The organism is Pseudoxanthomonas suwonensis 11-1, from assembly GCF_000185965.1.
GTDB lineage: Bacteria > Pseudomonadota > Gammaproteobacteria > Xanthomonadales > Xanthomonadaceae > Pseudoxanthomonas > Pseudoxanthomonas suwonensis_A.
The window spans coordinates 2,198,500-2,218,151 of sequence record NC_014924.1 but is presented as its reverse complement, the minus strand read 5'-3'; the positions used below and the strand labels follow the sequence as shown (position 1 = coordinate 2,218,151).

19 protein-coding genes are annotated in these 19,652 nt (G+C 70.9%); 17 read left to right on the top strand and 2 right to left on the bottom strand.

Annotation, left to right across the window (positions count from 1 at the left end):
* Positions 1 to 16: 16 nt before the first annotated feature.
* On the bottom strand, positions 17 to 583 hold the full coding sequence (locus PSESU_RS10060; protein WP_013535673.1) for a Maf family protein: 567 nt from the start codon (positions 581 to 583) through the stop codon (positions 17 to 19).
* 113 nt (positions 584 to 696) lie between these two features.
* Between PSESU_RS10060 and PSESU_RS10055 the strand changes: the two genes are divergently transcribed.
* The 13 genes from PSESU_RS10055 (at position 697) to PSESU_RS09995 (ending at position 12,006) form a co-directional block, all read left to right on the top strand.
* Positions 697 to 1,218 (top strand): YceD family protein, encoded by a 522-nt coding sequence (locus PSESU_RS10055; protein WP_013535672.1) that lies wholly within the window; start codon positions 697 to 699, stop codon positions 1,216 to 1,218.
* Positions 1,219 to 1,318: 100 nt separating this feature from the next.
* Complete coding sequence (rpmF, locus tag PSESU_RS10050) at positions 1,319 to 1,513, top strand: 50S ribosomal protein L32 (protein WP_013535671.1); 195 nt, start codon at positions 1,319 to 1,321, stop codon at positions 1,511 to 1,513.
* Between the two features lie 86 nt (positions 1,514 to 1,599).
* A complete protein-coding gene (locus tag PSESU_RS10045; RefSeq protein WP_013535670.1) occupies positions 1,600 to 2,580 on the top strand; it encodes a beta-ketoacyl-ACP synthase III in 981 nt (326 codons plus the stop codon).
* A gap of 168 nt (positions 2,581 to 2,748) precedes the next feature.
* Positions 2,749 to 3,690 (top strand): ACP S-malonyltransferase, encoded by a 942-nt coding sequence (fabD, locus tag PSESU_RS10040; RefSeq protein ID WP_013535669.1) that lies wholly within the window; start codon positions 2,749 to 2,751, stop codon positions 3,688 to 3,690.
* A gap of 51 nt (positions 3,691 to 3,741) precedes the next feature.
* Positions 3,742 to 4,488, top strand: coding sequence for a 3-oxoacyl-ACP reductase FabG (gene fabG / locus PSESU_RS10035; RefSeq protein ID WP_013535668.1), 747 nt, complete (start codon positions 3,742 to 3,744; stop codon positions 4,486 to 4,488).
* A gap of 189 nt (positions 4,489 to 4,677) precedes the next feature.
* Entirely contained in the window at positions 4,678 to 4,917 is a 240-nt protein-coding gene (gene acpP, locus PSESU_RS10030) for an acyl carrier protein (RefSeq protein ID WP_013535667.1), read from the top strand.
* A gap of 135 nt (positions 4,918 to 5,052) precedes the next feature.
* Entirely contained in the window at positions 5,053 to 6,291 is a 1,239-nt protein-coding gene (gene fabF, locus PSESU_RS10025; protein ID WP_013535666.1) for a beta-ketoacyl-ACP synthase II, read from the top strand.
* 48 nt (positions 6,292 to 6,339) lie between these two features.
* Positions 6,340 to 7,695: an aminodeoxychorismate synthase component I gene (locus PSESU_RS10020; protein ID WP_013535665.1), complete on the top strand. Its 1,356-nt coding sequence runs from the start codon at positions 6,340 to 6,342 to the stop codon at positions 7,693 to 7,695.
* Between the two features lie 59 nt (positions 7,696 to 7,754).
* Complete coding sequence (gene mltG, locus PSESU_RS10015) at positions 7,755 to 8,822, top strand: endolytic transglycosylase MltG (RefSeq protein WP_013535664.1); 1,068 nt, start codon at positions 7,755 to 7,757, stop codon at positions 8,820 to 8,822.
* Positions 8,819 to 9,490 carry a dTMP kinase gene (tmk, locus tag PSESU_RS10010; RefSeq protein WP_013535663.1) on the top strand — a complete coding sequence of 224 codons (672 nt, stop codon included), beginning with the start codon at positions 8,819 to 8,821 and terminating at the stop codon, positions 9,488 to 9,490. Before mltG ends, tmk begins: the two co-directional genes overlap by 4 nt.
* A complete protein-coding gene (locus tag PSESU_RS10005; protein ID WP_013535662.1) occupies positions 9,487 to 10,512 on the top strand; it encodes a hypothetical protein in 1,026 nt (341 codons plus the stop codon). Before tmk ends, PSESU_RS10005 begins: the two co-directional genes overlap by 4 nt.
* 23 nt (positions 10,513 to 10,535) lie before the next feature.
* On the top strand, positions 10,536 to 10,889 hold the full coding sequence (locus PSESU_RS10000; RefSeq protein WP_013535661.1) for a PilZ domain-containing protein: 354 nt from the start codon (positions 10,536 to 10,538) through the stop codon (positions 10,887 to 10,889).
* An 88-nt stretch (positions 10,890 to 10,977) separates the two neighbouring features.
* Complete coding sequence (locus PSESU_RS09995) at positions 10,978 to 12,006, top strand: DUF4380 domain-containing protein (protein ID WP_155942870.1); 1,029 nt, start codon at positions 10,978 to 10,980, stop codon at positions 12,004 to 12,006.
* Between the two features lie 114 nt (positions 12,007 to 12,120).
* Here the strand turns inward: PSESU_RS09995 and PSESU_RS09990 are convergent, their stop codons facing one another.
* Positions 12,121 to 14,196 carry a 3-hydroxyacyl-CoA dehydrogenase NAD-binding domain-containing protein gene (locus PSESU_RS09990; RefSeq protein WP_013535659.1) on the bottom strand — a complete coding sequence of 692 codons (2,076 nt, stop codon included), beginning with the start codon at positions 14,194 to 14,196 and terminating at the stop codon, positions 12,121 to 12,123.
* A 274-nt stretch (positions 14,197 to 14,470) separates the two neighbouring features.
* Between PSESU_RS09990 and rpoE the strand changes: the two genes are divergently transcribed.
* The 4 genes from rpoE (at position 14,471) to lepA (ending at position 19,589) form a co-directional block, all read left to right on the top strand.
* A complete protein-coding gene (gene rpoE / locus PSESU_RS09985; RefSeq protein ID WP_013535658.1) occupies positions 14,471 to 15,100 on the top strand; it encodes an RNA polymerase sigma factor RpoE in 630 nt (209 codons plus the stop codon).
* Entirely contained in the window at positions 15,097 to 16,044 is a 948-nt protein-coding gene (locus tag PSESU_RS09980; protein ID WP_013535657.1) for a sigma-E factor negative regulatory protein, read from the top strand. The genes rpoE and PSESU_RS09980 overlap by 4 nt, the downstream gene beginning before the upstream one ends.
* Before the next feature lie 99 nt (positions 16,045 to 16,143).
* Positions 16,144 to 17,640 carry a Do family serine endopeptidase gene (locus PSESU_RS09975; protein ID WP_013535656.1) on the top strand — a complete coding sequence of 499 codons (1,497 nt, stop codon included), beginning with the start codon at positions 16,144 to 16,146 and terminating at the stop codon, positions 17,638 to 17,640.
* Positions 17,641 to 17,795: 155 nt separating this feature from the next.
* Entirely contained in the window at positions 17,796 to 19,589 is a 1,794-nt protein-coding gene (lepA, locus tag PSESU_RS09970; RefSeq protein ID WP_041764101.1) for a translation elongation factor 4, read from the top strand.
* The last annotated feature ends 63 nt before the right edge of the window (positions 19,590 to 19,652 follow it).

Below are 19,652 nucleotides of genomic sequence, written 5' to 3'. Positions count from 1 at the left end.
GGGGCAGTCGGCGGGGTCAGGGCAGGGCGTAGCCGGCCTTGCGCAGCAGGCCGGCCAGCGCGATCAGCGGCAGCCCGACCAGGCCGGTGGGGTCATGCGACTCGATCGCCTCGAACAGGGTGATGCCCAGGCCCTCGCACTTGAAGCTGCCGGCACAGTCGAACGGCTGTTCGGCGTCGACGTAGCGCTCGATCTCGTCGCGGGCGAGGGTGCGGAAGTGGACCCGGGTCACGTCGCCGGCGGCGAACACGCCACCGGGGCCGTGCAGGCATACGCCGGTATGGAAGCGCACCACGCGCCCGCTCATCGAGGCCAGCTGGGCCACCGCGCCTTCGCGGCCGCCGGGCTTGCCGAGGATGCGGCCGTCCAGCTCGGCGGCCTGGTCGGAGCCGACCACCCAGTCGCCCGGGCGGGCCGCGGCCACGGCGCCGGCCTTGGCCGCGGCCAGGCGTCGCACCAGTGGCGCCACCTCCTCGCCGGGCAGCGGGGTTTCGTCCACCTCCGGGCGCGCGCATTCGAAGGGAAGGCGCAGGCGCTGCAGCAGTTCACGGCGGTAGGGAGAGGTCGAGGCAAGGACGAGCATGGGTGGTTCGTGGTCAAATGGGCGCGCCAGTCTCCCGCCAACCGCGCCAGCCGGCAAACGTTCATGACGCGGGTTTGACATGGGGCATCGCGGTCCTTAACATTCAGCGGCTTATGTCCGCTGGTGCGCCCGCTGTGCAGGTCCCCGAAACGCTGGACGCCTGGAGGATGGTCGCCGCGAGGCGTCAGTTCGATGGGCGGGTGGCGCTTTCGGCGCTGTCGCGTCTTGCGGACAGCCTTGCCGACACCGAAGGTGAATGTAGCTTCACGCTTGAGTTCGGCCACGACGCCCTGCAGGTGCCGTTCATCGAACTGACGCTGGATGCCGGCCTGCCGCTGGTCTGCCAGCGCAGCCTGGAGCGCTTCGTGTTTCCGGTGAAGGCGGTGCAGCGCCTGGGCCTGATCCGCGACGAGGAGCAGGAAGCCGCGCTGCCGCCCGGGTACGAGCCGCTGCTCGTGCCGGAGGACGGCATGCTGAGGCCGCTGGACCTGGTGGAGGACGAGCTGGTGCTCGCCCTGCCGGTGGTCCCGGTCGCCCCGGACAGCGAGCCGGTCGACCGCACCTGGTCGGCCAGCGAGGAAGAACAGCAGGCAGCCAGCCCGTTCGCGGCGCTGGCGGCCCTGAAGAAGAAGTAGGACGGCCGCGCCGCCGCGCAAAGGCGCCCTGGAACGGCACCGGCGGGTGGCTTCGAGGCTTTACCAGAACACGCAATTCAACCGAGTTTGGAGCAATCCCATGGCTGTGCAGAAATCCCGTGTCACCCCGTCCCGCCGTGGCCAGCGCCGTTCGCACGACGCGCTGACCGCCAAGCAGCTGTCGACCGACCCGACCACCGGCGAGATCCACCTGCGCCACCACGTGACCGCTGACGGTTACTACCGCGGCAAGAAGGTCATCGCCACCAAGACCTCGGTGGTCGAGGAAGACTGAGAACCCGATCCGGACGGGCGCCCCGCGCCCGTCCGGCTTGCGGCCAATCTCCGGCTCCCGCGGGAGCCTTCCCTGCGGGAGTACGCATGAGCGAGCGGATCTATTCGCGCATCGCCGGAACCGGCAGCTACCTGCCGGAGAAGGTGGTCACCAATGACGACCTGGCCAAGGTGGTCGACACCAGCGACGAGTGGATCCGTACGCGTACCGGCATCCGCGAGCGCCGGGTGGCCGCCGAAGGGCAGGCCACCAGCGACCTGGCCTACGAGGCCGCGCTGAGGGCGATCGAGGCCGCGGGCATCTCGCCCGACGAGATCGACCTGATCGTGGTCGGCACCACCACGCCCGACGTGATCTTCCCGTCCGCCGCGTGCCTGGTGCAGCAGAAGCTCGGCATCGCCGGCTGCCCCGCCTTCGACGTCAACGCCGCCTGCTCGGGCTTCGTGTTCGCCCTGAGCGTGGCCGACAAGTTCGTCCAGACCGGCGCCGCGCGCACCGCGCTGGTGATCGGCGCCGAAACCCTTACCCGCATCGTCGACTGGAACGACCGCACCACCTGCGTGCTGTTCGGCGACGGCGCCGGCGCGGTCGTGCTCAAGGCCGACAGCGAGACCGGCATCCTGTCCACGCACCTGCACGCCGATGGCAGCAAGCGCGAGCTGCTGCACTGCCCGGCGGGCGTGTCCAGCGGCTTCGACAAGGACGCCACCAATGCCGGCGTGCGCATCCTGATGTCCGGCAACGAGGTGTTCAAGCACGCGGTCAAGGCGCTGGACGGCGTGGTCGACGAGACGCTCGAGGCCAACGGCCTGGGCAAGGGCGACCTCGACTGGCTGATCCCGCACCAGGCCAACCTGCGCATCATCGAAGCCACGGCCAAGCGCCTGGAGATGTCGATGGACCGCGTGGTGGTCACCGTCGACCGCCATGGCAACACCTCGGCCGCATCGGTGCCGCTGGCGCTGGACGAGGCGGTGCGCTCGGGCCGCGTGCAGCGTGGCCAGCTGCTGCTGCTGGAAGCGTTCGGTGGCGGCTTCACCTGGGGCTCGGCGCTGCTGCGCTACTGAGTCGCCGGCGTCGCCGAACGACCATTGAAAGGCCGCCTTCGTGCGGCCTTTCGCCGTTTCCGGGGCATGCGCGAGGCGTCGCGCGGGCACCTGCACATACGCGGTCGTACAGACAAACGACGCGTTCCGCCCGTATCATCGCCGTCCTTCTTCGATCCGCGACAGCACGTGACCCAGCCGACGCTTGCTTTTGTTTTCCCCGGTCAGGGTTCCCAGTCGATCGGCATGCTCGCCGAACTGGCGGCGGCGCACCCCCGGGTGCGCGAAGCATTCGCCGAGGCTTCCGAGGGCGCCGGTGTCGACCTGTGGACGCTGTCGCAGGAAGGTCCCGAGGACCAGCTCAACCGCACCGAGTTCACCCAGCCGGCCCTGCTGGCCGCTGGCGTGGCTGTCTGGCGCGCGTGGCAGGCCCAGGGCGGTGCCCAGCCGGCGCAGCTGGCCGGCCACAGCCTGGGCGAGTACACCGCCCTGGTCGCAGCAGGTGCGCTGTCGCTGCATGACGGCGCCCGCCTGGTGCGCCTGCGCGGCCAGCTGATGCAGGATGCCGCCCCCGCCGGTACCGGCGCGATGGCCGCGGTACTCGGTGCCGAGGACGCGGTGGTGGAGGAGGTCTGCACCCAGGCCTCGTCCAGCGGCATCGTGGTCCCGGCCAATTACAACTCGCCCGGCCAGATCGTGATCGGTGGCGACGCCGCCGCGGTCGACGCCGCGCTGGCCCTGCTGGCCGAGCGTGGCGTGCGCAAGGCGGTCAAGCTCGCGGTGAGCGTGCCTTCCCATACCCCGCTGATGCGCCAGGCCGCCGATCGCCTGGGCGAGGCGATGTCCGGCCTGCAGTGGCAGGCGCCGTCGCTGCCGGTGGTGCAGAACGTCGACGCCCAGGTCCACGACAGCGTCGAGGCGATCCGCGACGCGCTGGTGCGCCAGCTCTACCTGCCGGTACGCTGGACCGGTTGCGTCCAGGCCCTGGCCGGTGGTGGCGCCACCCACATCGCCGAGTGCGGGCCCGGCAAGGTGCTGGCCGGCCTGGCCAAGCGCATCGACAAGTCGCTGGACGCGCGCGCCATCGGCGCAGCCGCGGACTTCGACGCCGCGCTGGCCGACTGGCGCTGACCTCCGCGGGGCCGCGGCGCGGCCCCCACTGAATACGAACCAGGAGTCGACATGAGCAACCTGCCCCTGAGCGGCGAGATCGCCCTTGTTACCGGTGCCAGCCGCGGCATCGGCGCGGCCATCGCCGACGAGCTGGCCGCCCGCGGCGCCACCGTCATCGGCACCGCCACCAGCGACAACGGCGCGCAGGCCATCGGCGAGCGCCTGGCGGGCAAGGGTGGCCATGGCCGCAGGCTCGACGTCAACGAGCCGGGCGCGGTGGAAGCGCTGATCGACTCGATCACCAAGGAGTTCGGCGCGGTCTCGATCCTGGTCAACAACGCCGGCATCACCCGCGACAACCTGCTCATGCGCATGAAGGACGAGGACTGGCAGGCCATCCTCGACACCAACCTGACCAGCGTCTACCGCAGCTGCAAGGCGGTGATGCGCGGCATGATGAAGGCGCGCAAGGGCCGCATCGTCAACATCGCCTCGGTGATCGGCGCCACCGGCAACGCGGGCCAGGCGAACTACGCCGCGGCCAAGGCCGGCATCATCGCCTTCAGCAAGTCGCTGGCCAAGGAGATCGGCAGCCGCGGCGTGACCGTGAACGTGGTCGCCCCGGGCTTCATCGATACCGACATGACCCGCGACCTGCCGGCCGACGCCAGGGAGGCGATGCTGGGCCAGATCGCGCTGGGCCGCCTCGGCGAGCCGGCGGACATCGCCCGCGCCGTGGCCTTCCTCGCCGGCCCGGACGCCAACTACATCACCGGCGAAACCCTTCACGTCAACGGCGGCATGTACATGGCCTGATATAGGCTCCGGTACCCGCCCCAACAGACCCCAAAGGTCGCGCAACCCACTGAACCGCCTGCATTTTTAAGCGGGTGCCAGTGGCCACGGCTTTTGACTACACTATCCGCCTTGTGGATCAGTGAAACCCGGGCCGCGCATTCTGGCGCCGGTTCGACCAACAACCACTCCGCCTGGAGCAGCAAACCCATGAGCACCATCGAAGAGCGCGTCAAGAAAATCGTCGTCGAACAGCTCGGCGTCAAGGAAGAGGAAGTGACCAACAGCGCATCGTTCGTCGACGACCTGGGCGCCGACTCGCTCGACACCGTCGAGCTGGTGATGGCCCTGGAAGAAGAGTTCGAGTGCGAGATCCCGGACGAAGAGGCCGAGAAGATCACCTCGGTCCAGCAGGCGATCGACTACATCAAGGCCCACGTCAAGAGCTGACGCGAGCCATGCCCGCGGACCCGCGTGGTCCGCGGCGACCACATTCGACGGGGCCGCTGCATGCGGCCCCGTGCATGTCCGGCCGCAGCGGCCGCGGCATGCGCATCCCCGCACCGTGAGAAGCAGGAGCCGCCAATGAGTCAGCGTCGCGTCGTCATCACCGGCATGGGCATGGTCTCGCCGCTGGGCAACGACCTGGCCAGCAGCTGGGACGGCATCGTCAACGGCAGGTCGGGCATCGGCCCGGTCACGCATTTCGATGCGAGCGCCTATGCCACCCGCATCGCCGGCGAGATCCGCGATTTCGACCCCACCGCGTTCCTGCCGCCCAAGGACGCCAAGAAGATGGAGCCGTTCATCCACTACGGACTGGCGGCGTCCTTCATGGCCCTGGACGACTCCGGCCTGGAGATCACCGACGCCAACGCCGAGCGCGTGGGCGCGATCATCGGTTCGGGCATCGGCGGCATCCTCGGCATCGAGGAGCAGACCGCCAAGTACCTCGAGGGCGGCCCGCGCAAGATCTCGCCGTTCTACGTGCCCAGCACCATCATCAACATGCTGCCGGGCCAGCTGAGCATCATCCGCGGGCTGAAGGGACCGAACTTCTCGGCCGTCTCCGCCTGCGCCACCTCCAACCATTCCATCGGCACGGCGATGCGCCTGATCCAGCACGGCGACGCCGACGTGATGGTTGCCGGCGGCGCCGAGCGCGGCTCCTCGCCGACCTCGATGGGCGGCTTCTGCTCGATGAAGGCCATGTCCACCCGCAACGACGATCCGGAGCGCGCCTCGCGGCCGTGGGACGTGGAGCGTGACGGCTTCGTCCTGGGCGACGGTGCCGGCATCCTGGTGCTGGAGGAATATGAGCACGCCAAGGCCCGCGGCGCGCGCATCTATGCCGAGCTGCTGGGCTTCGGCGCCAGTGCCGACGCCAACCACATGACCGCCCCGAGCGAGGATGGCGACGGCGCCGCGCGCTGCATGCTGGCCGCGCTGCGCGACGCGAAGATCGACCCTTCGAAGGTGGACTACCTCAACGCGCACGGCACCTCCACCCCGCTGGGCGACCTGGCCGAGACCCTGGCGATGAAGCGCGCCTTCGGCGACCACGCCTACAAGATGATGGTCAGCTCGACCAAGTCGATGACCGGCCACCTGCTGGGTGCCGCCGGCGGCGTCGAGGCGATCTTCTCGGTGCTGGCGATCCACCACGGCATCGTCCCGCCAACCATCAACCTCGAGAACCCGGGCGAGGGCTGCGACCTGGACTACGTGCCCAACGTGGCGCGCCAGGCCAAGGTCGACGTGGCCGTGTCCAACGGCTTCGGCTTCGGCGGCACCAACGGCACCCTGGTGTTCGGCCGCATCTGACGGTCGCGGCGCCGGCTCCGGCCGGCGCCCGCCGGAACCGTCCAACGCATGCTGCAACCGCTCGCGCTTCCGGCGTCCTTCGACCTGCTGGCCCTGCACCGGCAGGCGCCGGCGCGCTATCCGCTGCTGCTTGAATCGGTAGCTTCCGGCACCGTCCAGGGGCGCTGGGACCTGCTGCTGGTCGCCGACGGCCGTGGCCTGCGCCTGGATGGCGATGGCGTCAGCCGCGACCTCGAAGGAGCGGCACACGCTGGAACCTTCCTGCAGGCGCTGGATGCCTGGTGGCAGCGCGAACGGGACGACACCTCCGACCCGCGCTGGCCCTTCCTGGGCGGTTGGGCCCTGCTGCTGGACTACGAGCTGGCCGCGCAGGTCGAGCCGGTGCTGCGCCTGCCACGGCGCGAGGACGGACGTCCGCCGGCGCTGGCCCTGCGATGCCCGGCGGCGGTCCTGCGCGACCGCGCCAGCGGCGAGTGCGTGGCCATCGCCGAGCCGGGGCAGGAGCGCCTGCTCGAGCGCGTCCGCGCGGACATCGAAGCTTGCGGCACGCTGGCGCCGCTGCCTGCCTGGCAACCGCCCGCGGAAATCGCCGAGGACGAGCCGGAGCGCTTCATCGAGGGGGTAGGGCGCGTGCTCGACTACCTGCGCGCCGGCGATGTGTTCCAGGTCAATCTTTCGCGCGGCTGGCGTGCCGCCTTCGACGCACCTCTGGATCCGGCCGCGCTGTACGCGCGCCTGCGCCAGGCCAATCCCGCCCCGTTTGCAGGCCTGTTCGCGGGCGAGGGCTGGGCGGTGGCCAGTTCCTCGCCGGAGCGGCTGGTATCGGTGCACGGGCGCGAGGTGCAGACCCGTCCGATCGCCGGCACCCGTCCGCGGTTTCCCGGCGACGACGATGGCGAGCGCATCCGCGAGCTGGTGGGGCATCCCAAGGAGCGCGCCGAGCACGTGATGCTGATCGACCTGGAACGCAACGACCTGGGCCGCGTGTGCACGCCCGGCAGCGTCGAGGTCGACGAGCTGATGACGGTGGAAAGCTACGCCCATGTCCACCACATCGTCAGCAACGTGCGCGGCCGGCTGCGCGCCGATGCCACGCCCGGCGAGGTGATCGCCGCGGTGTTCCCCGGCGGCACCATCACCGGCTGCCCCAAGGTGCGCTGCATGCAGATCATCGCCGAGCTGGAGCAGGTGCCGCGCGGCGCCTACACCGGCGCGATCGGCTGGCTGGGCCGCAATGGCGACATGGACCTGAACATCCTGATCCGCAGCGCCGAGGTCTCCGGCAATACCGCGGTGTTCCGCACCGGCGCCGGCATCGTGGTCGACTCCGTGCCCGAGCGCGAGCTGGACGAGACCCGGGCCAAGGCGCGCGGCCTGCTGCGGGCGCTGGTGCCGCAGGCATGAGCGGCGGTGCATGCGTGCGGCGCGGTATCCTGAGCGTCCTGTAAGGGAACGAGGTGGACGTGGCCGGCGGATGTAAGCGTGTATTCGGTGTCGCGCTGGGCCTGCTGTTCGCGGTGCTGGTCCTGGCCGGCGGCGCGGCGGCCTGGGGCTGGAGCCACTACCAGCGGTTTGCCGACAGCCCGGCCTGGACCGGCGAGGCGCCCGGCAGCGTGCGCATCGAGCGCGGCGACGGCCCGCGCCGGGTCATCGCGCGCCTGCGCGAGGCCGGCATCACCGCCGGGCACGACATCGAGTGGCGGCTGCTGGCCAGGCAGCTGGGCGCGGCCGGCCGGCTCAAGGTCGGCGAATACGCGCTGGAGCCGGGCATCACTCCGCGCGAGCTGCTGCAGCGCATGCGCGACGGACGGGTGATCCACTACCGGGTGACCATCGTCGAGGGCTGGAACTTCCGCCAGCTGCGCGCCGCGTTGGCCGCGGCCGACCCGCTGCTGCACGAGGCCACCGAGCTGGACGATGCGGCGCTGATGGAAGCGCTGGGCCATTCCGGCCAGCATCCGGAAGGCCGCTTCCTGCCCGAGACCTACCTGTACCAGCGTGGCGACAGCGACCTGGACATCCTGCGCCGTGCGCACGCGGCGATGGAGCAGGCCCTGGCCCAGGCCTGGGAGAAGCGCGCGCCGGACACGCCGCTGCGCTCGCCCGAGGAGGCGCTGATCCTGGCCTCGATCGTGGAGAAGGAAACCGGGCAGGCGCACGAGCGTCCGCAGATCGCCGGCGTGTTCTCGCGCCGCCTGCAGAAAGGCATGCTGCTGCAGACCGACCCGACCGTGATCTATGGCCTGGGTAGCGCCTACGACGGCAACATCCGCAAGCGCGACCTGACCACCGATACGCCGTACAACACCTATACCCGTCCCGGCCTCCCGCCGACCCCGATCGCCATGCCCGGCCGCGCCGCGCTGGAAGCGGCAGTGAACCCGGCCCCGGGCGACGCCCTGTTCTTCGTCTCGCGCAACGACGGCTCGCACGTGTTCTCGGCCACCTACGCCGAGCACAACCGCGCGGTCGACTGCTTCCAGCGCAAGCGCAACTGCCCGGCGCAGGGCGAAGCGGAGCAGAAGCAGTGAGTGCAGCCCTGCCGATGCATCCGCGCCTGGTCAGCCTGGAAGGCGGCGAGGGCGCCGGCAAGAGCACCGCGCTGGCGGCGGTGCGCGAGCTGCTGGCCGCGCGTGGCCACGAGGTGGTGCAGACCCGCGAACCCGGCGGCACGCCGCTGGCCGAGCGTATCCGCGAACTGCTGCTGGCCCGTTCCGCGCCCGGCCAGGACGTGGCCGAACCGCTGCACCCGCAGACCGAGCTGCTGCTGATGTTCGCCGCCCGCGCCCAGCACGTGGCCGAGGTGGTGCGCCCGGCGCTGGAGCGTGGCGCGTTCGTGGTCAGCGACCGCTTCACCGACTCCAGCTACGCCTACCAGGGCGCCGGCCGCGGACTGGATCCACGGTGGATCGCCGACCTGGAGCAGCGCACCGTGGGCATGCGCCCGGGCCTGACCCTGCTGCTGGACCTGGACGTGCGCCAGGGCCGTGCCCGCACCAGCGGCCGCGACCTGTTCCCGGACCGGATCGAGAGCGAGCAGGACGAGTTCTTCGAGCGCGTGCGCCGCGGCTTCCGCCAGCGCGCGCAGGCCGAACCGGAGCGCTTCGCCCTGATCGACGCCGCCCAGCCGCCGCAGGCGGTGGGACATGACGTGGCCGCGGCCGTGGCCGCATGGCTGGACCGGCAGGTGCAGGCATGAGCCTGGACGCCTTCGCGCCCTGGCAGCGGCGCCTGTACGACCAGGCTGCCGCGGCCCTGGATTCCGGCCGCCTCGGCCACGCCCTGCTGCTGTGCGGCCCGGCCGGGCTGGGCAAGCGCGCGGTGATCGAGGCGCTGGCCCAGTACGTGCTGTGCGATTCGCGGGCCGATGGCCGCGCCTGTGGCCGCTGCCGCAGCTGCGAGCTGTTCGCTACCCGCACCCAGCGCGACCCGGTCGAGACCCGCCCCGACGGTTCGCTGGCCCAGCCGAATGGCCACAGCGCCCACCCGGACCTGATCTTCGTCGGTTACGAGTGGCGGCTGAAGCCCACGCCGGCGCGCATGCGTACCGAGATCGTGATCGAGCAGATGCGCCAGCTGTCCGAGCGGCTGGAGGTGTCGGCCAGCTTCACCTCGCGGGTGGCGGTGGTCGAGCCGGCCGACGCGGTCAACTACAGCGCCTGGAACGCGATCCTCAAGACCCTCGAGGAACCGCTGCCGGGCCGCTACCTGTGGCTGGTCTCGGCCAGCCCGGCGCGCCTGCCGGCCACCATCCGCAGCCGTTGCCAGCGGCTGGAGATGCGCCTGCCGCCGCGCGCGGAATCCATGGCCTGGCTGCAGGCCCGTGGCCATGCCGCCGAGGCCGCGGCCGAGGCGCTGGCTGCGGCGCGTGGCCACCCCGGCCTGGCCGCCAGCTGGCTGGAAGGCGATGGCCTGGCCCTGCGCAAGACCGTGGCCGCGGACCTGGCCGCGATTGGCGCCGGCCGCGCCGATCCGCTGGAAGTGGCCCAGCGCTGGGGTGCCGACGACCGCGGCGATGAGCGCCTGCGCCATGCCGCGGAACACGCCGTGGGCGAGGCTTCGGCCGGCTTGACCGATCCGGCCCGATTGCACAAGCTGGCGGCCTGGTTCGACAACGCCAACCGCGCCCGCGAGCTGCTGCGCAGCACCGTTCGGGCCGACCTGGTGATGGCGGACCTGCTGCTTGGCTGGCGCGACCTGGCACGCAGTACGACGACTTAGCCGCGCAGGAACGGGGGAAAACGATGAGTGCTGCAAGCGGACGCCAGGGCATCCTGTCGCTGGCGGTCAAGGACAAGGCGGGACTGTACGGCGCCTACATGCCTTACGTGCGCAATGGCGGCATCTTCGTGCCCACGCCCAAGCGTTATTTCCTCGGCGACGAGGTGTTCCTGCTCCTGACCCTGCCCGATTCCAGCGAGCGCCTGCCGATCGCCGGCAAGGTGGTCTGGGTCACGCCGGTCGGCGCGCAGGGCAACCGCACCGCCGGCATCGGCGTGCAGTTCCCGGAAGGCGCCGACGGCGATGCGGTCAAGAACCGCATCGAGACCCTGCTGGCCGGCCAGGTCAACGCCGAGAAGCCGACCCACACCATGTGAACCCGCCCGCCTGCGGCTGCGCCACCGGGCGCGGGCGCATGGCGGTTGGCCAACCGAGGTGGAGCCGATGGCCCAGAGCAGTTCCCCCGTGCGAACCGCGCTGCTGGCGATGGCCCTGGGCCTGGCGCCCACGGCCGCGACCGCCGATGGCAACGACCAGGCACGCGTGCGCCTGGAGAGTCCGCAACTCCAGCTGGAAGTCTCGCCACGGCTGGGCGGACGCATGCTGCATATCTCGCTGCCCGGCGCGCCCAACCTGCTGCGCGTGGGCGAGGCGGTGGACAGCCAGCCCGATCCGAAGGTGTCGGCCAATGCCGACAACATCCCGTACATGGGGCACGAGGTCTGGACCGGACCGCAGTCGCAGTGGTGGACCGGACAGACGCTCAACCAGGCGCGGCGCAAGGCTGCCGCGGTGTGGCCGCCGGATCCTTGGCTGTCGCATGGGAAGACCCGGGTGCTGGAGCAGGGCGATACCCGCCTGGTGCTGGAGGGCGCCGCCAGCCCGGTCAGCGGCGTGCAGCTGGTGCAGGGCTTCGACCTTTCCCACGAGCGCGCCGAGCTCGCCGTGGAGATGCGCAACATCCGCAAGGAGCCGGTGTCGCGCGATATCTGGTTCAACTCGCGGGTGCCGCCGGACACCCGGGTCTACGTGCCGGTGGCCGCCGATGGCAGCGGCGTGCGCGTGCGCTCGGATACCGAGGACGGCTACGACGCGCTGGTGACCAGCAGCGACGACGGCCTGTTCTCGCTGGAACTGCTGCCGCCGGGCGAGGGCCTGCAGGGCCGGCGCGGCAAGGTGTTCATCCAGCCCGAGGCCGGCTGGATCGCCGGTTTCAACGCCGGCCAGGCCTTCGTGATCCATTTCGAGAAGCAGCCGGTCGAGCGCATCCATCCGGAGCAGGGCCAGGTCGAGCTGTACCTGGACTGGCGCCCGGACCCGGCCTATCCGAGCCTGATGGAGCTCGAAGTCCACGCGCCCTTCGTGACCCTGGAGCCGGGCCAGTCCACCACCGCGCGCGAGTGGTGGATCGTGCGCCGCTACGACGGGCCGGACCGCCGCGACGCCCAGATCGCGTTCCTGCGACGGATGCTGCACGAGGCCGGCATCGAATAAGCGGCATCCGCTGCGCTGCCGGATGTGGCAAACGCAACGGGGCGGCCATTGGCCGCCCCGTCCTGTTCCAGCCATCTGCCGCGTCGGCGTGCGCCGGCGCGGCGTGGCCGCGGCTTACACCGGCGGCTGGCGCAGCAGCGCGCTGTCCCAGCCCTGGCGCGGGGCGAAGCGCTCGCCGTGGCGCGCCTGCAGCGTCTTGAGCTTCTCCAGCAGGACGTCGGCGCCGGTGGCGCGGATGTGCTGGATCGGGCCGCCGCGGAACGGTGCGAAGCCGGTACCGAAGATCACGCCGGCATCGAGCAGGTCGGCATCGTCGACCACGCCATCGTGCAGGCAGGCTACCGCCTCGTTGAGCAGCGGCAGGATGAGGCGGTCCTCCAGGTCCTCCGGGGCCTTGTAACCCTGCGGCACCTCCGGCTTGACCGGCTTGCTGCCCTTCTCGGTCTTCTGCCACGTGTACAGGCCCTGGCCGTCCTTCTTGCCGCGCCTGCCGGGCTCGACCGTGGACAGCGCCGCCGGCAGCTGCAGGCCCAGGAACGGCGACAGCTCGGCGCCCACGCCCTGGGCCACGTCCAGGCCCACGGTGTCGATCAGCTCGATCGGGCCCATGGGCATGCCGAACTTCACCGCCGCCTTGTCGATCACCGCGCCGGGGATGCCCTCGGCGTAGGCGTGCGCGGCCTCGAGCATGTACGGGAACAGCACGCGGTTGACCAGGAAGCCCGGGGTGCCGGCGACCGGCACCGGGAACTTGTCCAGTGCCTTGCAGAACGCCGCCAGGCGCTGCTCGGTGGCCGGATCCAGCGCGGCGTGGCGCACGATCTCCACCAGCGGCATCTGCGCCACCGGATTGAAGTAGTGCAGGCCGGCGAACTGCGCCGGGCGCGCGATGTGGCCGCGCAGCTCGTCCAGCGGGATCGAGGAGGTGTTGGTGACCAGCAGCGCGTCCGGCTTCATGCGCGGCTCCAGCGACTGGTACAGCTCGCGCTTGGCCTCCGGGTTCTCGATGATCGCCTCGATCACCAGGTCGGCCTTCGCCACGCCGTCGCCGGCCAGGTCGCCCTGCAGGCGCGCGGCCACGGCCGGGCGCTTGGCATCGTCCTTGACCCGCTTGGCGAACAGTTCCTGCGCGCGTGCGAGGGCGCCATCGATGAAGCGCTGCTCGCGGTCCTGCAGGGTGACGGTGAAGCCCTTGTAGGCCGCCCAGGCGGCGATGTCGCCACCCATGACGCCGGCACCGACCACGTGCACGTGGGCGATGCCGTGATCCTTGCCGCCCAGGCCCTTGAGCCGCTCGCTGAGGAAGAAGATGCGGATCAGGTTGCGCGCAGTCGGGCTGGCGGCCAGCTTGACCACCGCGCGGCGCTCGGCGTCCAGGCGGGCCTGGATCCCGGCGCCGCCGCTGCGCGCCCAGGTGTTGATCAGCGCGTACGGGGCAGGGTAGTGCTCCTTCTTCGCCTTGCGCGCGACCTGCTTGGCCATCTGCGGCGCCAGGATCTTCCGCGCCAGCCAGGTGTTGGTCGCCCAGCCCTTGAAGCGCTGGCCGAACGGACGCTCCAGGCCCTTCAGCGCCAGTGCCGCGGCGGTGTCCTCGAGCACGGCCGGCTCGACCACCTTGTCGACCAGGCCGATGTTGCGTGCGGCCTTCGCGGCCAGGCGGCGGCCGGTGAGCATCATGTCCATCGCCGCCGGGGCGCCGACCAGGCGCGGCAGGCGTGCGCTGCCGCCCCAGCCGGGGAAGATGCCCAGCTGGGTTTCCGGCAGGCCGATGCGGGTGGACGGGTCGCTGCTGGCCACGCGGTAGTCGCAGGCCAGGGCCAGCTCGGTGCCGCCGCCCATGCAGAAGCCGTGGATCGCGGCCACGGTCGGGCAGGGCAGCTCGGCCACCTTCTGGAACACCGCCTGGCCGCGGCGGATGGCGTCGTTGACCGTGCCGCGGCGGTCGAATTCCTGGAACTCCTTCAGGTCGGCGCCGGCGATGAAGCCGCTGGCCTTGGCCGAGCTGAACACCACGCCGCGGGGCGGGTCGATCGCTAGGCGCTCGACGATGTCCCCCAGCTCGATCAGAACGTCCTGCGACAGCGCGTTGACCGCCGCATCGGAGCGGTCCAGCGCCAGTACCACGACTCCGTCGTCTCGCCTGGCGGCTTGCCAGTGGCTGAATCGGAGTCCGTCGAGACCTGGGAGCATGGGAGAACCATCCGGTTGTGTATGGAAGGGGCGGCTATCATCCCGAGGTTGTTTCTGCCGCGTCAAATCCCATAACAGTCCCCGGGGCGTGCGGTTGGCCGTATGGACGGCCTCGCGCGACGGTAAGTGGCCGCCGGTTAAGTTCCTGCATCGGGCGGTCCGGGCAGGTCAGAATGTGCAGTCCGGAAGCGGCCCGCGCCAGGTCGCTGAACTTTTCCCGGCGGTGGCGGTCACATGGCACGGCTCGGCCGCGCCGACAGGAGTACGGCCCGGCATGGCCGAAGGAACGCAAAAGGATCCACCCCAGGAACTGGACCTCGAACTGGTCCGTCGCGTGCAGCGTGGCGAGACGGCGGCGTTCGACCTGCTGGTGCGCAAGTACCAGCACCGGATCGTCGCCCTGATCGGCCGCTACGTGCAGGACTGGAGCGAGTGCCAGGACGTCGCCCAGGACACGTTCGTGCGCGCCTACCGCGCGATCGGCAACTTCCGCGGCGACGCCCAGTTCTATACGTGGCTTCACCGGATCGCAGTGAACACCGCCAAGAACCACCTGGTCGCCCACAACCGGCGCCCGCCGACGGACGACATCGACGCCAGCGACGCCGAGCAGTACGACGTCGGCACCCGCCTGCGCGACACCGACACCCCCGAGCGCGAGGCCATGCGCGAGGAGTTGGAGCGGACGGTGATGAAGGCGGTGGACGCGCTGCCGGAGGAATTGAGGACCGCCATCACCCTGCGCGAGGTGGAGGGCCTGAGCTACGACGAGATCGCGCAGAAGATGGATTGCCCGATCGGCACGGTGCGTTCGCGCATCTTCCGGGCCCGCGAAGCGATCGACGCTGAACTTCGGCCGCTGCTCGAGGTCCAAAGCGCTACCCGGGAACGAAACAGACCATGAGCCAGGATCCCAACACCCGCAACGACGCCGCCGGCGTCGACCGGCTGGAACTCCACTACCGCCAGCAGCTGTCGGCACTCGTCGATGGCGCCCTGGCGCCGGACGAGGCGCGCTTCCTGCTGCGCCGGCTGGAGCACGACCAGGAGCTGGCCGATGGCTACGAGCGCTGGCAGCTCTACGGCGAGGCCATGCGTGGCCGGCTCGGGCGCATGGCCGCCCCGGGCTTCGCCGCCGCGGTGGCCGTGGCCATCCGCGAGGAGGGCGTCCAGGTCGCCGCGACCGGTACCCATGACGGCGCCCGCCGCGGCTGGGCACGCTGGGGTGGTGGCGCCGCGGCGCTGGCGGCCTCGGTCGCGGTGGTCGCGCTGTTCATGGGCCAGGGTCGCGGGCCGGGCCTGGAGGCCGGGATTCCCGCGACGACCGTGGCCAGCACGCCGGATCTTCCGGCCCGGTCCGTCGAGGTCGAGCCGGCGCCGCTGCCAGCCGTGCCTGAGCCGCGGCCGATCACCCATCTGGCGGCCGCCGAACCTGGAGCCGCCACCGCGGCCCGTCCGGCGCCGCGCCCGGCCCGGGTCCAGCCGGTGGCCCCCGAACCGCTGCCGATGGTGGCCTCGGTGCGCGAGGTCGTCGCCCCGGCCGCTTCCAGCCAGGTCGATTCCGGTGCCGCGGTGGCCAGCCTGCCGGCTGCACCGTTCGCCGGCCAGGCCACCGCCCGGGATCCGTTCGCCTCGGCCGCCACGCCGCATGCCCGGCCCTGGCCGCGGGCGGTGCTGCCGCAGCCGTCGGGCGCCTTCACCGCCAGCTTCGGCGGAGCCGGCGCACAATCCGGCCAGGCCAGTCGTCCGTTCTATCCGTTCGAGCCTGCGCTGCCGGCCAACGACGGCGACGGCAACGTGCCGGCGCAGGCCGGTGAAGCCCCCGCCGAAGACACGCCGTCGCGCTGACTGGCGTCCCGGCCACCTGTCGTTTCCATCGCCACCTGCGTCGTGGGTGGCAGCGGCAGGCCGTGCCAGTTTTCCCCATGCAACGATGAGGTCCCGTACATGACTGCACGCGTGCGCAATCCCCTGCTGGTCGCGATGGCGCTGAGCCTTCCGCTCGTCGCCTGCGCCCGGGAGCCGTCCCCGTCCCCGGCCGCGCCGGCCGCCCTCGCCACCACCGCTGCCCCGGCCGCGCCCGCGGCGCCGCTGGTGACCGGTCTTCCCGACTTCACCCGCCTGGTGGAGCAGGTCAGCCCTGGCGTGGTGAACATCGAGGCCCGGGTGGGTGCGCGCACCGCCTCGCGCGGCATGCCGGGCGAGGAGGAGATGCCGGAGATCTTCCGCCGCTTCTTCGGCCCCGGCTTCGGCATGCCAGAGGCCTCGCCCTCGCGCGCGGTCGGTTCCGGCTTCCTGATCGGCGACGGCTACATCCTGACCAACCACCACGTGGTCGACGGTGCCGAGGCGATCACCGTGCGCCTGGCCGACCGCCGCGAGCTGCAGGCCAAGCTGGTCGGCAGCGACGAGGGCTACGACGTGGCCCTGCTCAAGCTCGAGGGCAAGGACGCCAGCGGCCTGCCGGCGCTGCGCCTGGGCAGCTCTTCGGCCCTGCGCCCGGGCCAGTGGGTGGTGGCGATCGGTTCGCCGCTGGGCCTGGAGCAGTCGGTCACCGCGGGCATCGTCAGCGGCCTGGGCCGCAGTGGCGGCCAGGGCCAGGGCCAGCAGTACGTGCCCTTCATCCAGACGGACGTGGCGATCAACCGCGGCAACTCCGGCGGCCCGCTGCTCAACACCTCCGGCGAGGTGGTGGGCATCAACTCGCAGATCCTCAGCAATTCGGGCGGCTACATGGGCGTGAGCTTCGCCATCCCGATCGACCTGGCGATGAACGCGGCAGAGCAGATCAAGAAGACCGGCAAGGTCAGCCGCGGCATGCTCGGCGTGGTGGTGCAGGAGATCGATGCAGCCCGTGCGAAGGCCCTGGGCCTGTCCAGCAGCACCGGCGCCCTGGTCAACAGCGTCGAGCCGGACAGCGCCGCGGCCAAGGGCGGGGTGGAGATCGGCGACGTGATCCTGTCGGTCAACGGCCAGGCGGTGAACCGCAGCAGCGACCTGCCGCCGATGATCGGCATGCTGCAGCCGGGCTCCAAGGCCCGCCTGGAAGTCATGCGTGACGGCCGCAAGCGCGAGCTGGGCGTGACCCTGGGCGAGGCCCCGGGCGATGCCCGCGCCACCCCGCGTCCGGCTGCCCAGGCCGCGGTGCCGGCCGGCCGCATCGGCCTGCGGGTGTCCGACCTGGATGCCGCCACCAGGCGCCAGCTGGGCCTGGGCGCCAACGAGGGCGTGCGCATCACCGGCGTGGACAGCGCCGAGGCCCGCGAGGCCGGCCTGGCCCCGGGCATGGTGATCCTGCGTGTCGGCCGTACCCCGGTCGGCAGCGTGGCCGCGCTGGAGCGCGAGCTGCGTTCGGCCGCCGATGGCGACGCGGTGATGCTGCTGGTCCGTGCCCCGAGCGGGGCCACCAGCTTCGTCGCCCTGACCGTGCGCGGCCAGGAATGAACCGGACAGGTGCCCGGCCCGCATGGCCGGGCACCGATCCGCGGGGTGTACGGGCCGGGAGTCCACGGGCAACCCGTGGAACCCCGTGCGGCGTGCGATAATCCGCAGCTACCCGACGACGGCCGAGACCGCCGCCCCTCATGTCTTCAGATTCCATGCGGTTCATCCGCAACTTCTCCATCATCGCCCACGTCGACCACGGCAAGTCGACCCTCGCCGACCGCATCATCCAGCTGTGTGGCGGCCTCCAGGCGCGCGAGATGGAAGCCCAGGTGCTCGATTCGAACCCGATCGAGCGCGAGCGTGGCATCACCATCAAGGCCCAGTCCGTGTCCCTGCCGTACAAGGCCAAGGACGGGAACACCTATTTCCTGAACTTCATCGACACCCCCGGCCACGTCGACTTCTCCTACGAGGTCAGCCGTTCGCTGGCCGCGTGCGAGGGCGCGCTGCTGGTGGTCGACGCCGCCCAGGGCGTCGAGGCCCAGTCCGTGGCCAACTGCTACACCGCGGTGGAGCAGGGCCTGGAAGTGGTGCCGGTGCTCAACAAGATCGACCTGCCCACCGCCGACATCGACCGCGCCAAGGCCGAGATCGAGGCGGTGATCGGCATCGACGCCAGCGACGCGGTCGCGGTCAGCGCCAAGACCGGGCTGAACGTGGGCGAGGTGCTGGAGGCGATCGTCCACCGCATCCCGCCGCCGCAGCCGCGCGACACCGACAAGCTGCAGGCGCTGATCATCGATTCCTGGTTCGACAACTACCTGGGCGTGGTCTCGCTGGTGCGGGTGATGCAGGGCGAGATCAAGGCCAAGAGCAAGATCCTGGTGATGTCGACCGGTCGCACCCACGAAGTGGACAAGGTCGGCGTGTTCACCCCCAAGCGCAAGGAACTGCCTGCGCTGCGTGCCGGTGAAGTGGGCTGGATCACCGCCTCGATCAAGGACGTGCACGGCGCCCCCGTGGGCGACACCCTGACCCTGGCCGGCGACCCGGCGCCGTCGGCGCTGCCCGGCTTCCAGGAAATGCAGCCGCGCGTGTTCGCCGGCCTGTTCCCGGTCAACGCCGAGGACTACCCGGACCTGCGCGAGGCGCTGGAGAAGCTGCGCCTGAACGACGCCGCGCTGCGCTTCGAGCCGGAAAGCTCGGAGGCGATGGGCTTCGGCTTCCGCTGCGGCTTCCTCGGCATGCTGCACATGGAGATCGTGCAGGAGCGCCTGGAGCGCGAGTACGACCTGGACCTCATCACCACCGCGCCGACCGTGGTCTACGAGGTGCTGAGGACCGACGGCACGGTGATGCCGCTGGACAACCCGGCCAAGCTGCCGCAGGCCAACCTGATCCAGGAAGTCCGCGAGCCGATCATCCGCGCCAACATCCTCACCCCCGAGGAGTACATCGGCAACATCATCAAGCTGTGCGAGGAGAAGCGCGGCGTCCAGCTGGGCATCACCTACATGGCCAGCCAGGTGCAGATCAGCTACGAGCTGCCGATGGCCGAGGTGGTGCTGGACTTCTTCGACAAGCTCAAGTCGGTCAGCCGCGGCTACGCCTCGCTGGACTACCACTTCCTGCGCTTCGACGCCGGCCCGTTCGTGCGCGTGGACACCCTGATCAACGGCGACCGCGTGGACGCCCTGTCGATCATCGTCCACCGCAGCCACGCCGACCGCCGCGGCCGCGAGCTGTGCGAGAAGATGAAGGACCTGATCCCGCGCCAGCAGTTCGACGTGGCCATCCAGGCCGCGATCGGCTCGCAGATCATCTCCCGCTCCACGGTCAAGGCGCTGCGCAAGAACGTGCTGGCCAAGTGCTACGGCGGCGACATCAGCCGCAAGAAGAAGCTGCTGGAGAAGCAGAAGGAAGGCAAGAAGCGCATGAAGCAGGTCGGCCGGGTGGAGATCCCGCAGGAGGCCTTCCTCGCCGTGCTGCAGGTGGACAGCAAGTGACGCACCGGCGCGGCGCCCCCGGCCGCGCCCGGCGCCCCCCCGGAATCCGTCGCAAGGACTGAG